The organism is Actinoallomurus vinaceus (assembly GCF_039542055.1).
In the GTDB taxonomy this organism is placed as follows: Bacteria; Actinomycetota; Actinomycetes; order Streptosporangiales; family Streptosporangiaceae; genus Actinoallomurus; species Actinoallomurus vinaceus.
Map to the genome: position 1 here is coordinate 605,998 of NZ_BAABHK010000003.1, position 17,629 is coordinate 623,626.

General features: G+C 71.7%; 14 protein-coding genes. 7 read left to right on the top strand and 7 right to left on the bottom strand.

The features are described 5' to 3' along the window. Positions 1–26: 26 nt before the first annotated feature. Both ABEA24_RS13790 and ABEA24_RS13795 read right to left on the bottom strand, forming a co-directional pair. Complete coding sequence (locus tag ABEA24_RS13790; RefSeq protein WP_345431161.1) at positions 27–656, bottom strand: GOLPH3/VPS74 family protein; 630 nt, start codon at positions 654–656, stop codon at positions 27–29. Positions 657–711: 55 nt separating this feature from the next. Next, the gene (locus tag ABEA24_RS13795; RefSeq protein ID WP_345431162.1) at positions 712–1,983 is read right to left on the bottom strand and encodes an MFS transporter; all 1,272 of its coding nucleotides are present in this window, start codon (positions 1,981–1,983) and stop codon (positions 712–714) included. A 71-nt stretch (positions 1,984–2,054) separates the two neighbouring features. On the opposite strand from ABEA24_RS13795, the gene ABEA24_RS13800 reads away from it, so the two are divergent. Continuing rightward, a complete protein-coding gene (locus tag ABEA24_RS13800; RefSeq protein ID WP_345431163.1) occupies positions 2,055–3,020 on the top strand; it encodes a GlxA family transcriptional regulator in 966 nt (321 codons plus the stop codon). Positions 3,021–3,154: 134 nt separating this feature from the next. On the opposite strand, the gene ABEA24_RS13805 is transcribed toward ABEA24_RS13800, so the two are convergent. Both ABEA24_RS13805 and ABEA24_RS13810 read right to left on the bottom strand, forming a co-directional pair. Next, positions 3,155–3,844, bottom strand: coding sequence for a response regulator (locus tag ABEA24_RS13805; protein ID WP_345431164.1), 690 nt, complete (start codon positions 3,842–3,844; stop codon positions 3,155–3,157). Next, on the bottom strand, positions 3,841–5,271 hold the full coding sequence (locus ABEA24_RS13810; protein ID WP_345431165.1) for a sensor histidine kinase: 1,431 nt from the start codon (positions 5,269–5,271) through the stop codon (positions 3,841–3,843). The genes ABEA24_RS13805 and ABEA24_RS13810 overlap by 4 nt, the downstream gene beginning before the upstream one ends. Before the next feature lie 224 nt (positions 5,272–5,495). Here ABEA24_RS13810 and ABEA24_RS13815 point away from each other — a divergent pair, with 224 nt between their 5' ends. Continuing rightward, positions 5,496–6,896: an FAD-binding oxidoreductase gene (locus ABEA24_RS13815; RefSeq protein ID WP_345431166.1), complete on the top strand. Its 1,401-nt coding sequence runs from the start codon at positions 5,496–5,498 to the stop codon at positions 6,894–6,896. Positions 6,897–7,071: 175 nt separating this feature from the next. Here the strand turns inward: ABEA24_RS13815 and dnaE are convergent, their stop codons facing one another. Further along, a complete protein-coding gene (dnaE, locus tag ABEA24_RS13820; protein ID WP_345431167.1) occupies positions 7,072–10,596 on the bottom strand; it encodes a DNA polymerase III subunit alpha in 3,525 nt (1,174 codons plus the stop codon). Positions 10,597–10,984: 388 nt separating this feature from the next. Between dnaE and ABEA24_RS13825 the strand changes: the two genes are divergently transcribed. From ABEA24_RS13825 to ABEA24_RS13835, 3 genes are all read left to right on the top strand, one after another. Further along, complete coding sequence (locus ABEA24_RS13825; RefSeq protein WP_345431168.1) at positions 10,985–11,254, top strand: hypothetical protein; 270 nt, start codon at positions 10,985–10,987, stop codon at positions 11,252–11,254. Positions 11,255–11,337: 83 nt separating this feature from the next. Further along, on the top strand, positions 11,338–11,922 hold the full coding sequence (locus ABEA24_RS13830; protein WP_345431169.1) for an IS607 family transposase: 585 nt from the start codon (positions 11,338–11,340) through the stop codon (positions 11,920–11,922). Between the two features lie 28 nt (positions 11,923–11,950). After that, complete coding sequence (locus ABEA24_RS13835) at positions 11,951–13,291, top strand: IS200/IS605 family accessory protein TnpB-related protein (RefSeq protein WP_345431170.1); 1,341 nt, start codon at positions 11,951–11,953, stop codon at positions 13,289–13,291. 232 nt (positions 13,292–13,523) lie between these two features. Here ABEA24_RS13835 and ABEA24_RS53505 read toward each other — a convergent pair whose 3' ends face one another. Then, positions 13,524–14,459 carry a chorismate mutase gene (locus ABEA24_RS53505; RefSeq protein WP_425551181.1) on the bottom strand — a complete coding sequence of 312 codons (936 nt, stop codon included), beginning with the start codon at positions 14,457–14,459 and terminating at the stop codon, positions 13,524–13,526. Positions 14,460–14,825: 366 nt separating this feature from the next. On the opposite strand from ABEA24_RS53505, the gene ABEA24_RS13850 reads away from it, so the two are divergent. Next, on the top strand, positions 14,826–15,839 hold the full coding sequence (locus ABEA24_RS13850) for a sigma-70 family RNA polymerase sigma factor (protein WP_345431171.1): 1,014 nt from the start codon (positions 14,826–14,828) through the stop codon (positions 15,837–15,839). Then, complete coding sequence (locus tag ABEA24_RS13855; RefSeq protein ID WP_345431172.1) at positions 15,836–16,654, top strand: AraC family transcriptional regulator; 819 nt, start codon at positions 15,836–15,838, stop codon at positions 16,652–16,654. The genes ABEA24_RS13850 and ABEA24_RS13855 overlap by 4 nt, the downstream gene beginning before the upstream one ends. Before the next feature lie 145 nt (positions 16,655–16,799). On the opposite strand, the gene ABEA24_RS13860 is transcribed toward ABEA24_RS13855, so the two are convergent. Beyond that, entirely contained in the window at positions 16,800–17,498 is a 699-nt protein-coding gene (locus ABEA24_RS13860; RefSeq protein ID WP_345431173.1) for a TetR/AcrR family transcriptional regulator, read from the bottom strand. Positions 17,499–17,629: the final 131 nt, after the last annotated feature.

Genomic DNA, 17,629 nt, shown 5'->3' on the forward strand with positions numbered 1-17,629 from the left:
CCGGAGCCCTCGGCGGCGAGCACCGGTCAGGCGGAGACGCTCCGGTGCTCGACCGAGAGGGCCCGGCGTACGGCGTCGGCGACCCAGTCGCCGGCCGTCATCTCGCGCATCCGGTCGCGGAGGATCCGCCAGTTCCCGGAGGTCGCGAAGACCGCCTTCCCCAGCCCCGAGGCCGCCACGAGCGCGCCGAGGGCGAACGTACGGGCGTCGGTGGGCGCCGCACCCGTCGTGACGGCGGCGACCACCCGCTGCTGCGCCTCCCACAGCCCCACGATGTCCCGGACCGGGTATCGGGTCTCGACGAAGACGCCGAGCGTACGGTGGCGGTCGACCGCGACCTGGCCCCGGTCGGCCAGGCGTGCCAGCAGGCGCTGCTGGTGGTCCGTCGCGCGCAGGCGCGTCACCCACTCCTGGGGCGTACGGCTGCGCGGCGAGGCCGCGATGTCGGTGAGCAGGGCGTCGAGGACCGGGTCGCCGACGGGTTCGGGGTCGTCGACGGCCAGTGCCGTGCCGCTCAGCCGCAGCCGGCCGGCGAGCCGGAGGTCCGACAGCATCGCGCCGCCGACCCCGCAGTCCAGCTCCACGGGGCCCATGCGGCACTTTCCGCGCAGGTCATAGGCGAGAAGCAGCAGCTCCTCGGCCAGGGTCTCGGCCACGCCCGGAACTGTAGGCGGCGCGCACGACGCTTCGGTAAACACTAAGCAAAGCGTTTTAACCAGTAATAATCCGCCTCTTGATCCGGATCGACAGGAAGGCGGCGAGAAGGCAGAGGACGCCCGCGCCGTACCAGGCGGCCGCGTAGTCGCCGAGGTGATCGCGGATGATGCCGGCCGTGATGGCTGCGGCGGCCGCGCCGATCTGGTGGGACGCGAAGACCCAGCCGAAGACGATCGGGCCGGTCAGCCCGAAGTGCTCCCGGCACAGGGCGACCGTGGGCGGCACCGTCGCCACCCAGTCGAGCCCGTAGAAGATGATGAACACCAGCATGCTCGGGTGCGCGGTCCGGGCGAACAGGCTCGGCAGGACCAGCAGCGAGCAGCCGCGCAGGAAGTAGTAGACACCGAGCAGCACCCGCGAGTCGACCCGGTCGGTGAGCCAGCCGGAGAAGATCGTGCCGACCACGTCGAAGATGCCGACGAGCGCGAGCAGGCTCGCCGCCGTGGTCTCCGGCATCCCGTGGTCGTGGGCGGCCGGGATGAAGTGCGTGCCGACGAGGCCGTTGGTGGAGGCGCCGCAGATCGCGAACCCGCCCGCGAGCAGCCAGAAGACCGGGGTCCGGACGGCGGTCGCGAGGGCGCCGAGAGCCCGGCGCGCAGCGCCCTCGTTGTGCGGCTTCGGCACCGGCTCGGTCGCGCCGTACGGCGGGAGCCCCACGTCGGACGGGTGGTCGCGCAGGAGGAACGCGACGAGCGGTACGACGGCGAGCGCGGTGACGCAGACCGCGACGGCCGCGGACCGCCAGCCGTACATGTGGGTCAGCTGGGCCAGGACCGGCAGGAACACCAGCTGCCCGGCCGCGCCGCCCGCCGTGAGCACGCCGGTCACGACGCCCCGGCGCTTGACGAACCACCGGCTGGTCACGGTCGCGACGAACGCCATCGCCATCGACCCGGTGCCGAGGCCGATGAGCACTCCCCAGCAGGCGATGAGCTGCCAGGACGCCGTCATGAAGACGGTCAGGCCACTGCCCGCCGCCACGAGCACGAGCGCTCCGGAGACCACCCTGCGGATGCCGAACCGGTCCATCAGGGCCGCCGCGAACGGCGACGTCAGGCCGTACAGGAGGAGATTGACGGAGACGGCCGAGGCGATCGTGCCGCGCGGCCAGCCGAACTCGGCGCGCAGCGGATCGATGAGGACGCCGGGCGTCGCGCGGAACCCGGCCGCCCCGACGAGGGCGACCAGGGTCACCGCGGCGACGATCCAGGCACGGTGCAGACGTGGGCTGGTTCGGGCCGGAGTGTCGGGAAGTGTCTGGGTCACCCAAGAGAGTCTCGCGGTCACGACCTTCGACGGCGAGTGGCCCAAAGGCCAACATATGAAAGAATCGGGCCATGGCTCATGAGGTGGTCGTCCTCGCCCTCGACGACGTGGTCGCGTTCGACCTCGGCGTGCCCTCGCAGATCTTCGGCGCGGCACGCGACGGCTCCGGGCGGCCTCTCTACCGGGTCCGCGTCTGCACCCCGGACGGCGGGCCGGTGCGCACGTCGGCCGGGTTCGCGGCCGTCCCCGACCACGGCCCGGAGGTCCTCGCCACCGCCGACACCGTCGTGATCCCGGGCGTACACGGCGGCACGGCCCTGGAGACGGGCGTCCTCGAGCCGTCGGTGGCCGACGCACTGGCCAGGCGGCGACCGGGCACGCGGGTGATGTCGATCTGCACGGGCGCGTTCGTGCTGGCCGCCGCGGGCCTGCTGGACGGCCGCCCGGCGACGACGCACTGGTTGCACGCCGAGCGGTTCCGCGCGCTGCATCCGACGGTGCGACTCGACCCCGGCGTCCTGTTCGTCGACGACGGTGACGTGCTGACCTCGGCCGGGGTGGGCGCGGGGGTGGACGTGTGCCTCCACGTCATCCGCCGCGACCACGGCAGCGCCGTCGCCAATCGCGCGGCCCGGCGCTCGGTCATGCCGCCGTGGCGGGAGGGCGGCCAGTCGCAGTTCATCGAGCGGCCGCTGCCGGAGACCACGGGATCCTCGACGGCGGAGACCCGCGCCTGGGCCCTCGAGCGGCTGCACGAGCCGCTCGACCTGGCACGCCTCGCCCGCCGGGCGGGCATGAGCGTACGGACGTTCACCCGGCGGTTCCGCGCGGAGACCGGGCTCAGTCCGGCGCAGTGGCTGGTCCGGCAGCGCATCGAGGAGGCCCGGCGGCTGCTGGAGACCACCGACCTGCCGATCGACCAGGTGGCCGCGCGCGCCGGCCTGGGCACCGCCGCCTCGTTGCGCCAGCACCTGCACGCCGCCGTAGGCATCTCCCCGGCCACCTACCGCAGAACATTCGGCGCCTCAGCGGTCTGACTCGCGCCGGGCGTCTCCGGCCGCCCACCGCAGGGACGCTCACCGCCTCGGCGGCCCGACCACCGCATCACGCCGGGACCGCCGTCCCCGGCCATCCGCCCGGACGCCTCGGCAATCCGGTCCCGCCGCGTCCGTCAGCGCTCCGGGCCCCATGGGCGGACGGTGGCGTCGCCGGCCGTCACGAGGCCGGACTCGTAGGCCAGGACGACGAGCTGGGCGCGGTCACGGGTGCGCAGCTTGGTCATGGCGCGGCTGACATGCGTCTTCGCCGTGGTCGGGCTGATCACCATGTGCGCGGCGATCTCGTCGTTGGACAGGCCGCGGGCGACCAGCGCCGTCACCTCCCGCTCCCGGTTGGTGAGGGCGGCGAGCGCGTCCGGAGTGGAGGTGCGCGGACGCCGGGACACGAACTCCCTGATCAGCCGACGGGTGATGGCCGGTGCCAGCAGCGCGTCGCCGCGCGCGGCGACGCGGACGCCGTGCAGCAGGTCGGCCGGTTCGGTGTCCTTGACGAGGAAGCCGCTCGCGCCCGCGCGCAGCGCGTCGAAGACGTACTCGTCGAGCCCGTAGTTGGTCAGCATCACGACGTGGACGCCGGCCAGGCGCTCGTCGGCCGTGATCCGCCGGGTCGCCTCGATACCGTCGACCACGGGCATCTGAACGTCGACGAGGGCGACGTCGGGCCGGTGCCGAAGGGCCAGTGCGACGGCCTCCTCGCCGTTCGCCGCCTCGCCGACGACCTCGATGTCGTCCTCGGCCTGGAGAAGGGCACGGAATCCCGCACGGATGAGCGCCTGGTCGTCGGCGAGCAGCACCCGGATCACGGCGCCTCCCGCCCGGCCCGGGCCCCGGCAATGTTCCCAACCGCAGTCTCGGCGCCGGTCGCGCCCCCGGCGGCAGCCCCGGTCCCGGTTCCGGCAATGCTCCCGCCCGCAGTCCCGGCGCCGGCCGCGCTCCCGGCCATGCCCTCCGCGGCAGCCCCGGCCGCGGCAATGCTCCCGGCCTCGGTCCCGTCTTCGGTCGCGCTCCCGGCCCCGGTGCGGGCGGTGACGGTCGGGTTTCCGGGGCCGTCGCCGTCCGACGGTGGCTCCGGCGGGTCGCCCAGGGGCAGCTCGGCGCGTACGGTGAACCCTCCTTCCGGGCGGGGCGCGGTGCTGAGCCACCCGCCTAGGGCGGTGACCCGTTCCCGCATGCCGGTCAGGCCGACGCCGGGTGTCGGAGTCGTCCCGGGCCGTGCCCGGCCGTCGTCGTCGATCTGGACGGTGAGCGTGTCCGCGCCGTAGTCGAGGCGCACCGACGCGGACGCGGCGCCGGAGTGCCGGGCGACGTTGGTCAGCGCCTCCTGCACGATCCGGTAGGCCGCACGGTCGACGGCGGACGGCAGCTCGCGGGTCCGGCCCGCGATGGTCAGGTCGGCCCGCAGGCCGGCGGAGCAGGCCCGCCGCAGGAGCTGCGGCAGCCGGTTCAGTCCGCTGCCGGCGTTCTCGCCGTCCGCGGTCTCGCCGTCGGGCTCGCGCAGCACCTCGAGCGTCGCCCGCAGCTCGCGCATCGCCTCGCCGCTGGCCTCCTGGATGGCCAGCAGCGCCTCCGGGACCTCCTCGCCGCGTTTGCGGGCGAGGTGGATCGCCACCCCGGCCTGGACCTTCACGATGGAGATGCTGTGGGTGAGCGAGTCGTGCAGTTCGCGGGCGATCCGCAGGCGTTCCTCGCCGGCGCGGCGCAGCGCCATCTCCTCCCGGGTGCGTTCGGCCTCCGCCGCCCGCTGCCGCGCCTCGTGGACGTAGGCGTCCCACTGCCGGAAGGCGCCGCCCATCATCACGCTGGCGACCAGCCAGCCGACGAGCAGGAACCGGTCCTGAACCACCTGCCGGACCGGTTCGCCATGGTGCAGCGTCAGGTCCGTGACCACGACGATGACGAGGGCGGCCATGGGCACCGGGACGGCGATCCGGCGCCCGGCGCGGGCCGCGATGAACAGCGCCACCATCACCGGCTCGGCGGCGGCCACGCCCGGATATCCGCGGACGAGGTAGACGAGGACGCACGCGGTGGTGACGAGGAGGACGGCGACCGGCGACCGGCGGCGTACGAGGAGCGCGGCGGACCCGGCCAGCAGGAGCAGGTAGCCGAGGGCGTCCAGGCCGGTACGCCCGGGAGGCGCGATCGCGGCACCGATCAGGGCGAAGGCGCCGACGGCCGTCGATACGAGCAGATCGGAGACCGGCGGACGCAGCCGGTGCTGGAGTCCCATTCGCGCAGCCTAAACCGAAGACTTCGCCACGGGCTCCTCCCGGATGTGGAGCAGCGCGCTACTCCCTCGGGAGTACGCGGGCCGTCGCTGCGCCGCGTGGGGCAGCGCGACTGCCGTCCCCCGGCCGACGACGGCGGGGCGGCCGGGCGGCGAGCATCGGAGGCGACCGATGACGGCCGCCGTCACACCGGTGACGGCCGACACTCCCGGGGAGCGGAACGACAATGACGTGGAACGCGACGACCGCGGAGCGCATCGCACACACGCTGCGCGAGGCCTTCGCCGGACTGGTGCACCTGCCCGGCGACGCGTCGTACGACGAGGCGCGGACGGCCTGGAACCTCCAGGTCGACCCGCACCCGCTGATCGTCGCCGAGGCGACCCGCCTCGACGACGTACGGGCCGCGGTCGCCGCCGCGCGCGAGCACGGCCTGCCGTTCGCCGTGCAGGCCACGGGGCACGGCACGATCGTGCCCGCCGACGGCGGCCTGTTGCTCAGGACGTCACGGATGGCGGAGGTCCGGGTCGACCCGTACCGGCGTGTCGCCCGGGTCGGCCCCGGCGCGCGCTGGTCGGACGTGATCGCGGCCGCCGCGCCGTACGATCTGGCGCCGGTGTCGGGCAGCCCGTTCGTCGGCGTGACCGGGTACACCCTCGGCGGCGGTGCGGGGTGGCTCTCCCGCAAGCACGGCTTCGCCGCCGACGGCCTGGTGCGGGCGGACGTGGTCACCGACGAGGGCGAGCATGTCACGGCGGACGCCGACCACCACCCCGACCTGTTCTGGGCGCTGCGCGGCGGAGGCGGGAACTTCGGCGTGGTCACCGCGCTGGAGGTACGGCTGCACACCGTCGGGCGGGTGTTCGCGGGCCTCTCGCTCTACGACGGCGAGCGTGCCGCCGAGACGCTCGCCCGCTACCGGGAGTGGGCGGCCGATGAGCCCGACGAGCTGAACACCGCCGTGATGCTGATGCGGATGCCGGACGCCCCGGGGATCCCCGATCCGGTGCGCGGCCGGCCGGTCGTCGGCGTCCGGGTGTTCCACCTGGGCCCGTACGAGGAGGCCGAAGCGCGGCTCGGTCCGCTGCTGGAGGCGGCGGGGCCGCCGCTGGTCGACGGCTTCCGGGCGATGACGTTCGGGGCGGCGAGCACGGCGATCTCCGGGGCGGCGCCGCCCCCGATGGCGGTCCGCCAGCACATCGACCTGTTCCGTGACCTGCCCGGCGCGGTGCTCGAAGCGCTGCCGGACGCGGTGTTCGGCGGGACGCCCGCGCCGGCGGTCGAGGTCCGGCACTGGGGCGGGGCGATGGCGCGGCCCGCGCCGGACGCCGGGCCGGTGGGCCACCGCGACGTGCCGTTCTCGGTGATCGTGAGCGCGCCGTACGGGCCGGGCGGCACCGGGTACGGAGACCCGGCCGTGCGGTCCGGCGTGGACGCGGCCGTCGACGGCCTGGCCGGCCGGCTGCGCCCGTACGCCACCGGCGGGTCCTTCCTGAACTTCCTGGCCGATCCGGCCCGGACCGCGACCGCGTACACGCCGGAGAACCACGCGCGCCTGGCCCGGGTGAAGAAGACCTGGGACCCGGACGACCTGTTCCGCCCGGGTCACCACATCCCGCCGCTGTGACTCGCGGCGCGGGACCCGGACGGCCGGTCGCGTCCGAGCCACCGCGTCCCCCGCTGTGACAAGGCCGCGCGAGATCCGGACGGCCTGTCACCTCCGCGCGTCCCCTGCTGGGACAGGGCCGCGCGGCGTGGGACCCGCCTGACATGTCGGGCCGCCACCGGGGCGGCCCGGCCGATCAGACCAGGCAGGTGGGCCCGAGGAGCTGCTTGAGGTCGCCCATCAGCGCCGGCGAGGCCGTGACCCGGAGCCTGTCGTCGAGGCGGACGACGGTGGTCCGGGGGCCGTTCTGCAGCTGCAGGTGGACCTCCGTCTGCCCGGGGTGGGCGCCCAGCACCTCCTTGAGGCTCTGCACGACCGGTGGGGTCACCCGGGTCACGGGCATCGAGACGGTGAGCGGCCGGCCGGAGTCGCTCACCGTCAGGTCCGGCTGGGTGACCTCCATGGCGATCAGCTTCGGGGTGTCCTCGCGCTTGTCGAGGCGGGCCTTGACGACGAGGATGGCGTCCTCGGCGAGCAGCGTGGAGCACAGCTGGTACGCCGACGGGAAGATCATCAGCTCGATCGCGCCCTCGAGGTCCTCGAGGGTCGTGAGCGCCCAGGAGTCGCCCTTCTTGGTGACCTTGCGCTGCAGCCCCGAGACCAGGCCGCCGACGGTGACGATCTGCCCGTCCGCCCGCTCGTCGGCGGTCAGGGCGGCGATCGAGCAGTCGACGTTGGCGGACAGGATGTGCTCGATGCCGAGCAGCGGATGGTCGGAGACGTACAGGCCGAGCATCTCGCGCTCGAACGCCAAGAGGGTGGTCTTGTCCCACTCCCCCTCCGGGATGGCGATGTCGAACGTCGTGTCCACGGCGTCGTCGCCCCCGCCGAACAGGGAGTCCTGTCCGATCGCCTCGTTGCGCTTGATGTCGATGATCGCGTCGATGGCCTGCTCGTGGACCATCACGAGGCTCTTGCGCTCGTGCTTGAGGCTGTCGAAGGCGCCCGCCTTGACCAGCGACTCGACGACCCGCTTGTTGCAGACCTGCGGGGGCACCTTGCGCAGGAAGTCCTGGAAGTCGGTGAAGCTGCCCTTCTCGTTACGGGCCTTGACGATCGCGTCGACGACGTTCTCGCCGACGTTGCGGATCGCGGACAGGCCGAACAGGATCTCGGTGTCGCCCTTCGGGGTGAAGTCCGAGTCGGACTCGTTGACGTCGGGCGTGAGCACCGTGATGCCCATGCGGCGGCACTCGTTGAGGTAGAGCGCGCTCTTGTCCTTGTCGTCCTTGACCGAGGTGAGCAGCGCCGCCATGTACTCGGCGGGGTAGTTGGACTTGAGGTAGGCGGTCCAGTACGAGACGAGGCCGTACCCGGCGGTATGCGCCTTGTTGAAGGCGTAGTCGGAGAAGGGCAGCAGGATGTCCCACAGCGCCTTGATCGCCGCGGCGGGGTAGCCGCGCTCCTGCATGCCGGACTCGAAGGTGGCGTACTGCTTGTCCAGCTCCGACTTCTTCTTCTTGCCCATCGCGCGGCGGAGCAGGTCCGCCTGTCCGAGGCTGTAGCCCGCGACCTTCTGCGCGATGGCCATGACCTGCTCCTGATAGACGATCAGGCCGTAGGTCGTGTCGAGGATGTCCTTGAGCGGCTCTTCCAGCTTCTCGTGGATCGGGGTGATCGGCTGCTGGCCGTTCTTGCGCAGCGCGTAGTTGGTGTGGGAGTTCGCGCCCATCGGGCCGGGGCGGTACAGCGCGAGGGCCGCGGAGATGTCCTCGAAGTTGTCGGGGCGCATCAGCCGCAGGAGCGAGCGCATGCCGCCGCCGTCCAGCTGGAAGATGCCGAGCGTGTCGCCGCGGGCCAGCAGCTCGTACGCCTTCTTGTTGTCGAGCGGGAGCTTCAGCAGGTCGAGTTCGACGCCCTTGTTGGCCTTGATGGCCTTCAGCGCGTCCTGCATGATCGTCAGGTTGCGCAGGCCCAGGAAGTCCATCTTCAGCAGGCCGAGCGTCTCGCAGGTCGGATAGTCGAACTGCGTGATGATCACACCGTCGGAGTCACGGCGCATGATCGGAATGTGGTCGGTCAGCGGCTCCGCCGACATGATCACACCGGCGGCGTGCACACCGGTCTGGCGGATCAGGCCCTCCAGGCCCTGCGCCAGATCCATGATCTGCTTGACGTCGGTCTCTTCCTCGTACAGCTTGCGCAGCTCGCCGGCCTCGCCGTACCGCGGGTGCTTGTCGTCGAAGATCCCCGACAGCGGGATGTCCTTGCCCATCACGGCGGGCGGGAACGCCTTGGAGATGCGGTCGCCCAGGGCGTACGGGAAGCCGAGGACGCGGCCCGCGTCCTTGATCGCGGCCTTCGCCTTAATGGTGCCGAAGGTGGCGATCATGGAGACCTTGTCGGCGCCCCACTTCTCGGTGACGTAGCGGATCGCGTCGGCGCGCCCACGCTCGTCGAAGTCGACGTCGATATCGGGCATGGACACGCGGTCGGGGTTGAGGAACCGCTCGAAGATCAGACCGTGCGGGAGCGGGTCCAGGTCGGTGATGCCCATCGCGTACGCGACGAGCGACCCGGCGGCCGACCCACGGCCCGGGCCCACCGCGATGCCGTTGTTCTTCGACCACATGATGAAGTCGGCGACGACGAGGAAGTACGAGGGGAACCCCATCTGGCAGATGACGTCCATCTCGTACTCGGCCTGCTTGCGGTGCTCCTCGTCGATCCCCTCGGGGAAGCGCCGCTCCATGCCCCGCCAGACCTCTTTGCGGAACCACGACTCCTCGGACTCGCCCTCCGGCACCGGGAAGCGCGGCATGAGGTTGTGGTACTCGAACATGCCGGACGGGTCGACGCGTTCGGCGACGAGGAGGGTGTTGCGGCAGCCTTCGGCCCAGATGTCAGAGGTGTCGACCGCCCGCATCTCGTCGGCGGTCTTGAGGTAGTAGCCGGAGCCGTCGAACTTGAAGCGGCCCGGGTCGGACAGCTGCTTGCCGGTCTGGATGCACAGCAGCGCGTCGTGGGCGGACGCCTCGGACTCGCGCGTGTAGTGGGAGTCGTTGGTGACGACGGGCGGGATGCCGAGCTTCTTGCTGATCTCGATGAGCCCGTCACGGACCCGGCGCTCGATGTCGAGACCGTGGTCCATGACCTCCAGGAAGTAGTTGTCCTTGCCGAACAGCTCCTGGTACTTGGCGGCGGCCTCCAGGGCCTTGTCGAAGTGGCCGAGGCGCAGCCGCGTCTGGACCTCACCGGAGGGGCAGCCGGTGGTGGCCATCAGGCCGGCCGAGTGCTCGGCCAGCAGCTCGAAGTCCATCCGGGCCCACTTGCGGATGAACCCCTCCGTGTAGGCGCGGCTCGTCAGCTTGAACAGGTTGTGCAGGCCCTCGGCGTTCCTCGCCCAGATCGTCTTGTGGGTGTAGTGGCCGCCACCGGAGACGTCGTCGCCCTTCTGGCTGGGCTCACCCCAGCGCACCGGCTGCTTGTGGAACCGGGATTCGGGAGCGACGTAGGCCTCGATGCCGACGATGGGGGTCACACCGGCGGCCGTGGCCTGCTTGTAGAAGTCGTAGGCACCGTGGGTGTTGCCGTGGTCGGTCATCGCGACGGCCGGCATCTTCTGCCGCTCGACCTCGGCGAACATCTCCTTGAGACGGGCCGCTCCGTCGAGCATGGAGTACTCGGTGTGCACATGCAGATGCACGAACGAGTCACTCATGCGCGATGCGCCTCCTTCAGGCATGCGACGCCCCGCGTGCCCGGAGCACGCGCCGCGTCGGAAGTCGTCGTCTGGGGGTGAGAGCCGGCCGGAAGCCGGGTCCCCTGAGCCTAACGGTGCCACCGGGATCATCGGGGCTCGACACTCCGGATGTCCGGTTTATACCTATTTTCGGTCGGCGATGCCTTCCCTTCCAGGCGACGCCTGCCGTGCGCGGCCGGCGGGCCGGCCGGCGGCGGTTGCCTCATCTACCAGGGTCTACCTCATTTCAGCCAGGGAATCGACCGACTTCGTGTCGCGGCTCGAACACGCTCCGCGAGCTTGTAAGGTCGATGGCCGTATTGCGGTTTCGGGGGGAGCGAAAACCAGACTGCAGTTCGGAGGCTGTGTGTCGACAGCACTGGATCACCAGGGCACGACGTCCGACAACGAGAACTCCGGCTATGCCCAGTCCCTGGGCAACCGGCAGGTGAAGATGATCGCCATCGGAGGGGCGATCGGCGTCGGCCTGTTCCTCGGAGCGGGCGGCAGGATGGCCGCCGCCGGGCCCGGGCTCGTCCTCTCCTACGCCCTCTGTGGCATGGCGGCGTTCTTCGTCATGCGCGCCCTCGGCGAACTGGTCCTGCACCAGCCCCGCAGCTTCGTCCCCAACGCCTAGGAGTTCATCGACCCGTGGGCATGGTGGCGAACTGCCGAAGTTTAACTGTGCACGACTGCGCACGGTGCGACTTCGGTTACACTATGTTGTTGGGTGTGAATTCGACGGAGTGGGCACGAGTGCAGAGGATCGGTCCCTGCGCCGCTTACCGCTGGTTCCGTCAAGGCACGCTGCCGATTCCGGCTCAGCGGGGTCCGCGTACAACCGTGGTGAACATCTACACCGTCGCTGCGCCGGATGCCGTGGGCGGTCTCGGGCTGTACGCCCATGTTTCCTCCCACGATCAGAAGCCAGACCTAGAGCGCCGGGTCGCCCGTCTGTCGCAGTGGGCAGCCAAGGAAGAGCACCGCGTCGTGCGGGTCGAGTCCGAAATCGCCTCTGGAATAAACGGCTCCCGTTCCAAGGCCCGACTGCGGCTGGCCGGCTCGGACGTGACCACGATCGTGGTGGAATACGCGGACCGCCTCGGTTGGATGGATGTGGAACTGGTCGAGGCAGCGCTGGTCGGGCATGGCCGTCGTCCGATGGCCCTGGACGACGGTGCGGTTGAAGACGATCTGGTGCGGAACATGGGGCAGGCGCTGACGTCGTTGTTCGCCCGCCCGTGTGGCCGTCGTTCGGCGCGGAACCGTGCCGGCACGGTGCTGGAGGCGGCCCGGCATGGCTGACCTGCGTTCTATCGAGGCGCCGTTCGTTGTGACCGAGCCGTCTGGCGTCTCGATCCGTGACCGGCTCAAGGGCCTGATGCCGGCCGACGTAAAGGTGCTGCGGCTGGTGGGTGATCACCTGGGCTCGCTGGCCTCCAGCGACTTGAAGGCGCGGTGTGCGGCAGGCCCGGATCACGACACTGGCCAATGGGCGGACCGCAAACGGGCGTTAACCGCCGAGTCGTCCTCGCGGTGGGCCGGTTCGATCACCAAGGCCACCCATGACCAGTGGGCGCTGGCACGGCGCAGCCAACTCGCCCACATCCACAGCCTCGAAGCCGGGATCGCCACGATCACCCACCGCCTGTCCTTGCCGGTCGGTGAGAAGGGCAAGAAGAAAGCGCCGGGCGGCTACCGCAACGCGCAGGAATGGTTCGCCAAGACTCGGCGCCTGCACCTGCTCCAAGACCGGCTCGAACAACAGCGGGCCGACAACCAGGCCGGGCGCGTTCGAGTCGTGCGCGGCGGCAAGAAACTGCTGCGCACCCGGCACAACCTGGACGCCGCCGAGCTCACCAAAGCCGAATGGCGTGAACGCTGGCAGGCCAAGCGCCGGTTCCTGGCCGCTGACGGCGAATCCGGCAAGCCGTACGGCAACGAGACCATCCGCGTCACCCCCGACGGTCAGGTCAGCATCAAGCTGCCGGCGCCGCTGGCGCACCTGGCCAACGCGTCACACGGCCGGTACCTCCTGGCCTCGAGAGTGTCGTTTCTGCATCGGGGTGAGCAATGGCGCGACCGCATCAGCGCGAATCGGGCGGTAGCCTACCGTATCCACGAAGATGTGCAGCGCAAACGCTGGTACCTGACCGCCTCCTGGACGACCCCTCCCGTCAAGACCGTCCCCTTGAAGGCCGCCCGGACGGGTGGCCTGGTCGGCGTGGACACCAACGCCGACCACCTGGCCGCCTGGAGACTCGACGCCCACGGCAACCCCGTCGGCGAACCCCGCCGATTCGACTACGACCTGTCCGGCACCGCAACCCACCGCGACGCCCAGGTCCGGCACGCCCTCATCCGCCTCCTGCACTGGGCGAAGCGGCACGGTCTGGCCATCGCGATCGAGAACCTGGACTTCGCCGCGGAGACGACCCGCGAAAAACACGGCCGGCGCAAACGGTTCCGTAACCTGATCTCCGGCATGCCCGTGGCGAAACTACGCGCCAGGCTGGTGGCGATGGCGGCCGAGCTCGGCATCACCATCGTCGCCGTCGACCCCGCCTACACCTCCAAATGGGGCGCCCAGCACTGGCAGCGTCCCCTCACCACCCCCGGTGCTCCGTCACCCGCCATGAGGCGGCGGCGGTGGCAATTGGACGACGCGCCCTAGGACACCCGATCCGGCGACGGACGGCACCGCCCCCGCACGACCAGAGCGATCGCGCAGGGCATCGGACCGTCCAGGCCGCACCAGGTGCCCCAGGGCGTAAGGAACCCCGCCCCCGCACCCCCGGACCACGACCACGAGTCATGCCGCCCGGACGCGGAGCGAACGCAGGGAACCAGGACGCCCAACACCGTTCGGAGCGTCCGACTGAGCACACACAACCCACGCTCAGTCTTTAGGAACGGTTCGCCAGCGGCTGGATTCTGAGGTCGCGCTCTTCGGACGCCTCCAGGCCGGCCTCGATGACGGCCGCCATGATCCGGGCGAGCCGGTCTTCGCCCAGCCGTGGGGCGCGCCGCGCCATGGCCTCGACGATCTCGCGTTCGCGGCGCGGGTCCCGGCCGGCGAAGCCGCCGACCGGCTTGAGCCGCTGCACGGTCGCCGCGAGCTCGGCGCGGCGCTCCAGCAGTGTCGCCAGCGCCGCGTCGATCCGATCGATCGCCGCCCGCGCGTCGGGGATCGTCTCCGGCTCGTCGTCGCGGACGAGCGGCCCGAGCAGGGCCGCCTTGGCGCGTACCTCGGCCACCAGGGCCGGCTCGGCGTCCTCGCCGAGGAACAGTCCCCGCGCGCCCGCCGACAGCGCCGCGACCGCGAGGTCCGGGGCGGCGGAGACGTCCACGAACACGGGCCGGCGGCGCCCGGCCTCCCGGACCAGCTCCAGGTCGATGGTCGCGTGCGGCAGGTGCGTGCGGGTACCGGTCTCGCAGAGGACGACGTCGCGGTTGCCCTCGGCGACGCAGTACTCGGCCGCCGACAGCCACTCCTCCAGCGTCGCGGCCGTGGCCCGCTGCACGACGACGGGGAGGCCGGTACGGGCCACCGCCCGCAGCAGCTGGAAGTCCTGCATCCAGGCTCCGCCGACCACGACGCCGTCGGCGTGCGTCACGACGGCCGGTAGGTCGCGCGCGGAGAACGGCTCCACCAGCAGCGGCCCCCGGTACGAGCGGCGTACCCGCGCCAGCTCGCCGGCCGCGTCCACGCGACCGTGCAGGCGGCGCAGGCTGACCACGGCGACGTCCGGCGCGACGGCGGGGCCGGCGATCATCACGGGCTGGTCTGGATCGTGCAGGTCCGTGATCAACACGGGTTGGTCCGGATCGTGCAGGTCCATCGGTCTCTCCCTCCGGGCGGCCCCGGAGCCGAGCCGCCCACTCACGTCGGAAACGCGAAAGGCAGAGCCCGTGGGGCTCTGCCTCGGCCGGCTCGGGGGTCGTCGCTCAGGTCACGTCGACCGGCTCACCCGGAGCCGGCTGCATAAACGCGAAATAGCGACGATCCACGTGCCCAGGGTAACCGCGACGATTCCCCGGATGCCACCGGGCGGGACCCTCGTCTCGGTCAATGAGACGAGAGCTCCGCGGCGGAATGTTCACCTCAGATCATTCTCCAGGTCAGGGCCGGTTTGTCAGCGGTGTGCCGTATACAGGGGAAGGGCCCGCGGGCGGCCGCCGGTCGCCCGGACGATGAGGGGTGCACCATGAGCACGGACAACGCCGTCAAGGACGACTTCCTGAGCGAGGCGGCTCCGTACCGCCGTGAGCTGCTGGCGCACTGCTACCGCATGCTCGGCTCCGTGCACGACGCCGAGGACCAGGTCCAGGAGACCTACCTGCGGGCCTGGCGCTCGTACGACTCCTTCGAGGGCCGGTCGTCGCTGCGCACGTGGCTGCACCGGATCGCCACCCGCACCTGCCTCACCGCCCTGGAGAGCCGGGGCCGCCGGCCGCTCCCGACCGGGCTCGGCGACCCGAGCGCCGACCCGTTGGACACGCTGGTCGAGCGGTCCGACGTGCCCTGGCTGGAGCCCGTTCCCGACGCCATGGCCGGCGCCGAGCACGCCGACCCGGCGGCGATCGTCGCCTCCCGGGAGAGCATCCGGCTCGCGCTGATCGCCGCCCTGCAGCACCTGCCGCCCCGGCATCGCGCGGTCCTCATCCTGCGCGATGTGCTGAAGTGGCGGGCGGCGGAGGTGGCGGAGGCCCTCGACACGACGACCACCGCGGTCAACAGCATCCTGCAGCGCGCCCGCGCCCGGCTCGACGAGGCCGCTCCCCCGCAGGACGATCTGACCGAGCCGTCCTCGCCGGAGCAGCGCGAGCTGCTCGCCCGTTACGTCCGGGCCTTCGAGGAGTACGACGTCGCCGCCATCGAGCGGCTGCTCACCGCCGACGCCGTCTGGGAGATGCCGCCCTTCACCGGCTGGTACCAGGGGCCGGAGGACATCGGCCGCCTCATCAGCACCCAGTGCCCGGCCGACGGCCCCGGCGCGATGCGGCTGGTGGAGACCCGGGCGAACGGCCAGCCGGCGTTCGCGTTGTACATGCGCGCCGCCGACGGGGCGCACCACGCCTTCGCCCTGCAGGTCCTCACGCCCACGCGCACAGGGGTCGCACACGTCGCCCAGTTCTTCGACCTGCGCCTGTTCACGACGTTCGGCCTGCCCGCCGTCCTGCCGCCCTCGACGGAGCGGCCGATAGCATCGGAGCCATGAGCCGGGAGGTGGCGCACTATCGGCGGCACCCGGCGGAGCCGGGCGTCGACCTGCTGAGCGCCCGCTACGTCACCCACCGCTACACGAGGCACGCCCACGCGACCTTCACCGTGGCGCTCATCGAGTCGGGGGTGGAGGAGTTCGAGCACGCCGGGTCGCTCCTGCGGGCCGCCGCCGGCCAGGTCGCGCTCCTCAACCCGGAGGTCGTGCACAGCGGGCACGCGGGCGTCCCCGAGGGCTGGCGCTACCGCGTGCTGTACCCCGCCGTGGATGTCGTGACGGAACTCGCCGCCGAGCTGGGCGCCCCGGGCGGCACGCCCTACTTCCCCGACACGGTGGTGGACGACCCGGAGGCGGCCCGGCTGCTCCGCGCCGTCCACCGCAGCGCCGAGGCCGGTGACGCCCTCGCGTCCTCGTCCACGCTGCACCGGGCCCTCGCCGGGCTCCTTCGCCGCCACGCCGCCCGGCCGCCCCGCTCGATGCCCGACGCCGCGCCGCCGCGCGCGGTCCGCGCCGCCCGCGAGATCCTCCACGAACGGCTGCCCGACCCGCCGTCCCTCGACGACCTGGCCGCCATGGTGGGCACCGGGCGGTTCGCGCTGTTGCGCGCCTTCCGCACCGCGTACGGCCTGCCGCCGCACGCCTACCTGACGAACCTCCGCGTCCAGCGGGCCCGCGCCCTCCTGGACGCCGGCCGGCGTCCCGCCGAGGTCGCCGTCGACCTCGGCTTCACCGACCAGGCGCACCTGACCCGGCATTTCAAGCGGATCGTCGGCGTGCCGCCCGGCGCGTACCTGCTCGGCCGCCCTGCCTGACCGGTCCCGGACGAAGCCCCCGTCGATACTCACACCGTGACCGTGCCTCGTTGACCCGCAGTACCAGTGGTCAAGCCCGTTGCGTGGGCGCCCTTGGCCCGGCCTGTTGCCGTCATGCCACGCCAGGGTGGTTCCGGTCCTGAGGTCAGCTGCTCTTGTCCGGCTCCGATGCGGTGACGCCCGCCGGGCCGGCGCGGAGCATGGCCCTGTAGAGGGCGTCGTGCTCGGGCGGGTCGGGCAGGGGGCCGCGGGCAGGGGCCTCGAAGGACTGGATCAACAGGGCGACGACGCGTCGCCAGGCGTCGGGAGCGGCGTCACCGGTGGCGTTGACGACGCCGGCGTTGGCCATGTGCACCAGCACCAGATCCGAGGGGTCGAAGTCCTCGCGCAGGCGGCCTGTGGCCTTGGCACGGTCGATGAGCCGCACCATGGCCTCGTACGCCTCGTCGCGGCGCTTTTCCAGGGCCTTGGCGGTGGGGAAGGTCATGGTCAGTACGTCGGCGAAGCCGTAGTCGGCGGCCTGCATCGCGCAGGCGGTCTCGATGTAGCCGGTGAAGCCGTGCCAGGGATCGGGGTCGGCGAGCGCGACGGCGACGGCGTCGGCGTAGGCGTCCATGCGGTCGGAGAAGACGGCGGCGACCAGTTCCTCCTTCGCGGGGAAGTGGCGGAAGAGGGTGGCGATCCCCACCCCCGCCTCACGGGCCACGGAGGCCATGGAGGCGTTCAGGCCATCGCGCCCGAACGTCGTACGCGCGGCGGCGATGATCCGCGCCCGGTTGCGCTCGGCGTCGCTGCGCAGGGGCTGGGCGGCGGTGCCGTCAGGGTGTCGGGCGCCAGGGCTCATGTCGACCAGTCTAACGAACCGGATAGGCCTATCCAGTTCTGTGCTACTCTCTGACGACGAAACGGATAGGGCTATCCGGATCACAAAACGGATAGGGCTATCCAGAACAACCCGCGACCGCGAACCTGGAA

Bases quoted from the DNA above. Each gene is read 5' to 3' on its own strand.
- ABEA24_RS13800 (WP_345431163.1), top strand. From the start codon at position 2,055: ATGGCTCATGAGGTGGTCGTCCTCGCCCTCGACGACGTGGTCGCGTTC.
- ABEA24_RS13855 (WP_345431172.1), top strand. From the start codon at position 15,836: ATGAGCCGGGAGGTGGCGCACTATCGGCGGCACCCGGCGGAGCCGGGC.
- ABEA24_RS13810 (WP_345431165.1), bottom strand. From the start codon at position 5,271: ATGGGACTCCAGCACCGGCTGCGTCCGCCGGTCTCCGATCTGCTCGTA.
- ABEA24_RS53505 (WP_425551181.1), bottom strand. From the start codon at position 14,459: ATGGACCTGCACGATCCGGACCAACCCGTGTTGATCACGGACCTGCAC.
- ABEA24_RS13850 (WP_345431171.1), top strand. From the start codon at position 14,826: ATGAGCACGGACAACGCCGTCAAGGACGACTTCCTGAGCGAGGCGGCT.
- ABEA24_RS13830 (WP_345431169.1), top strand. From the start codon at position 11,338: ATGTTGTTGGGTGTGAATTCGACGGAGTGGGCACGAGTGCAGAGGATC.
- ABEA24_RS13860 (WP_345431173.1), bottom strand. From the start codon at position 17,498: ATGAGCCCTGGCGCCCGACACCCTGACGGCACCGCCGCCCAGCCCCTG.
- dnaE (WP_345431167.1), bottom strand. From the start codon at position 10,596: ATGAGTGACTCGTTCGTGCATCTGCATGTGCACACCGAGTACTCCATG.
- ABEA24_RS13815 (WP_345431166.1), top strand. From the start codon at position 5,496: ATGACGTGGAACGCGACGACCGCGGAGCGCATCGCACACACGCTGCGC.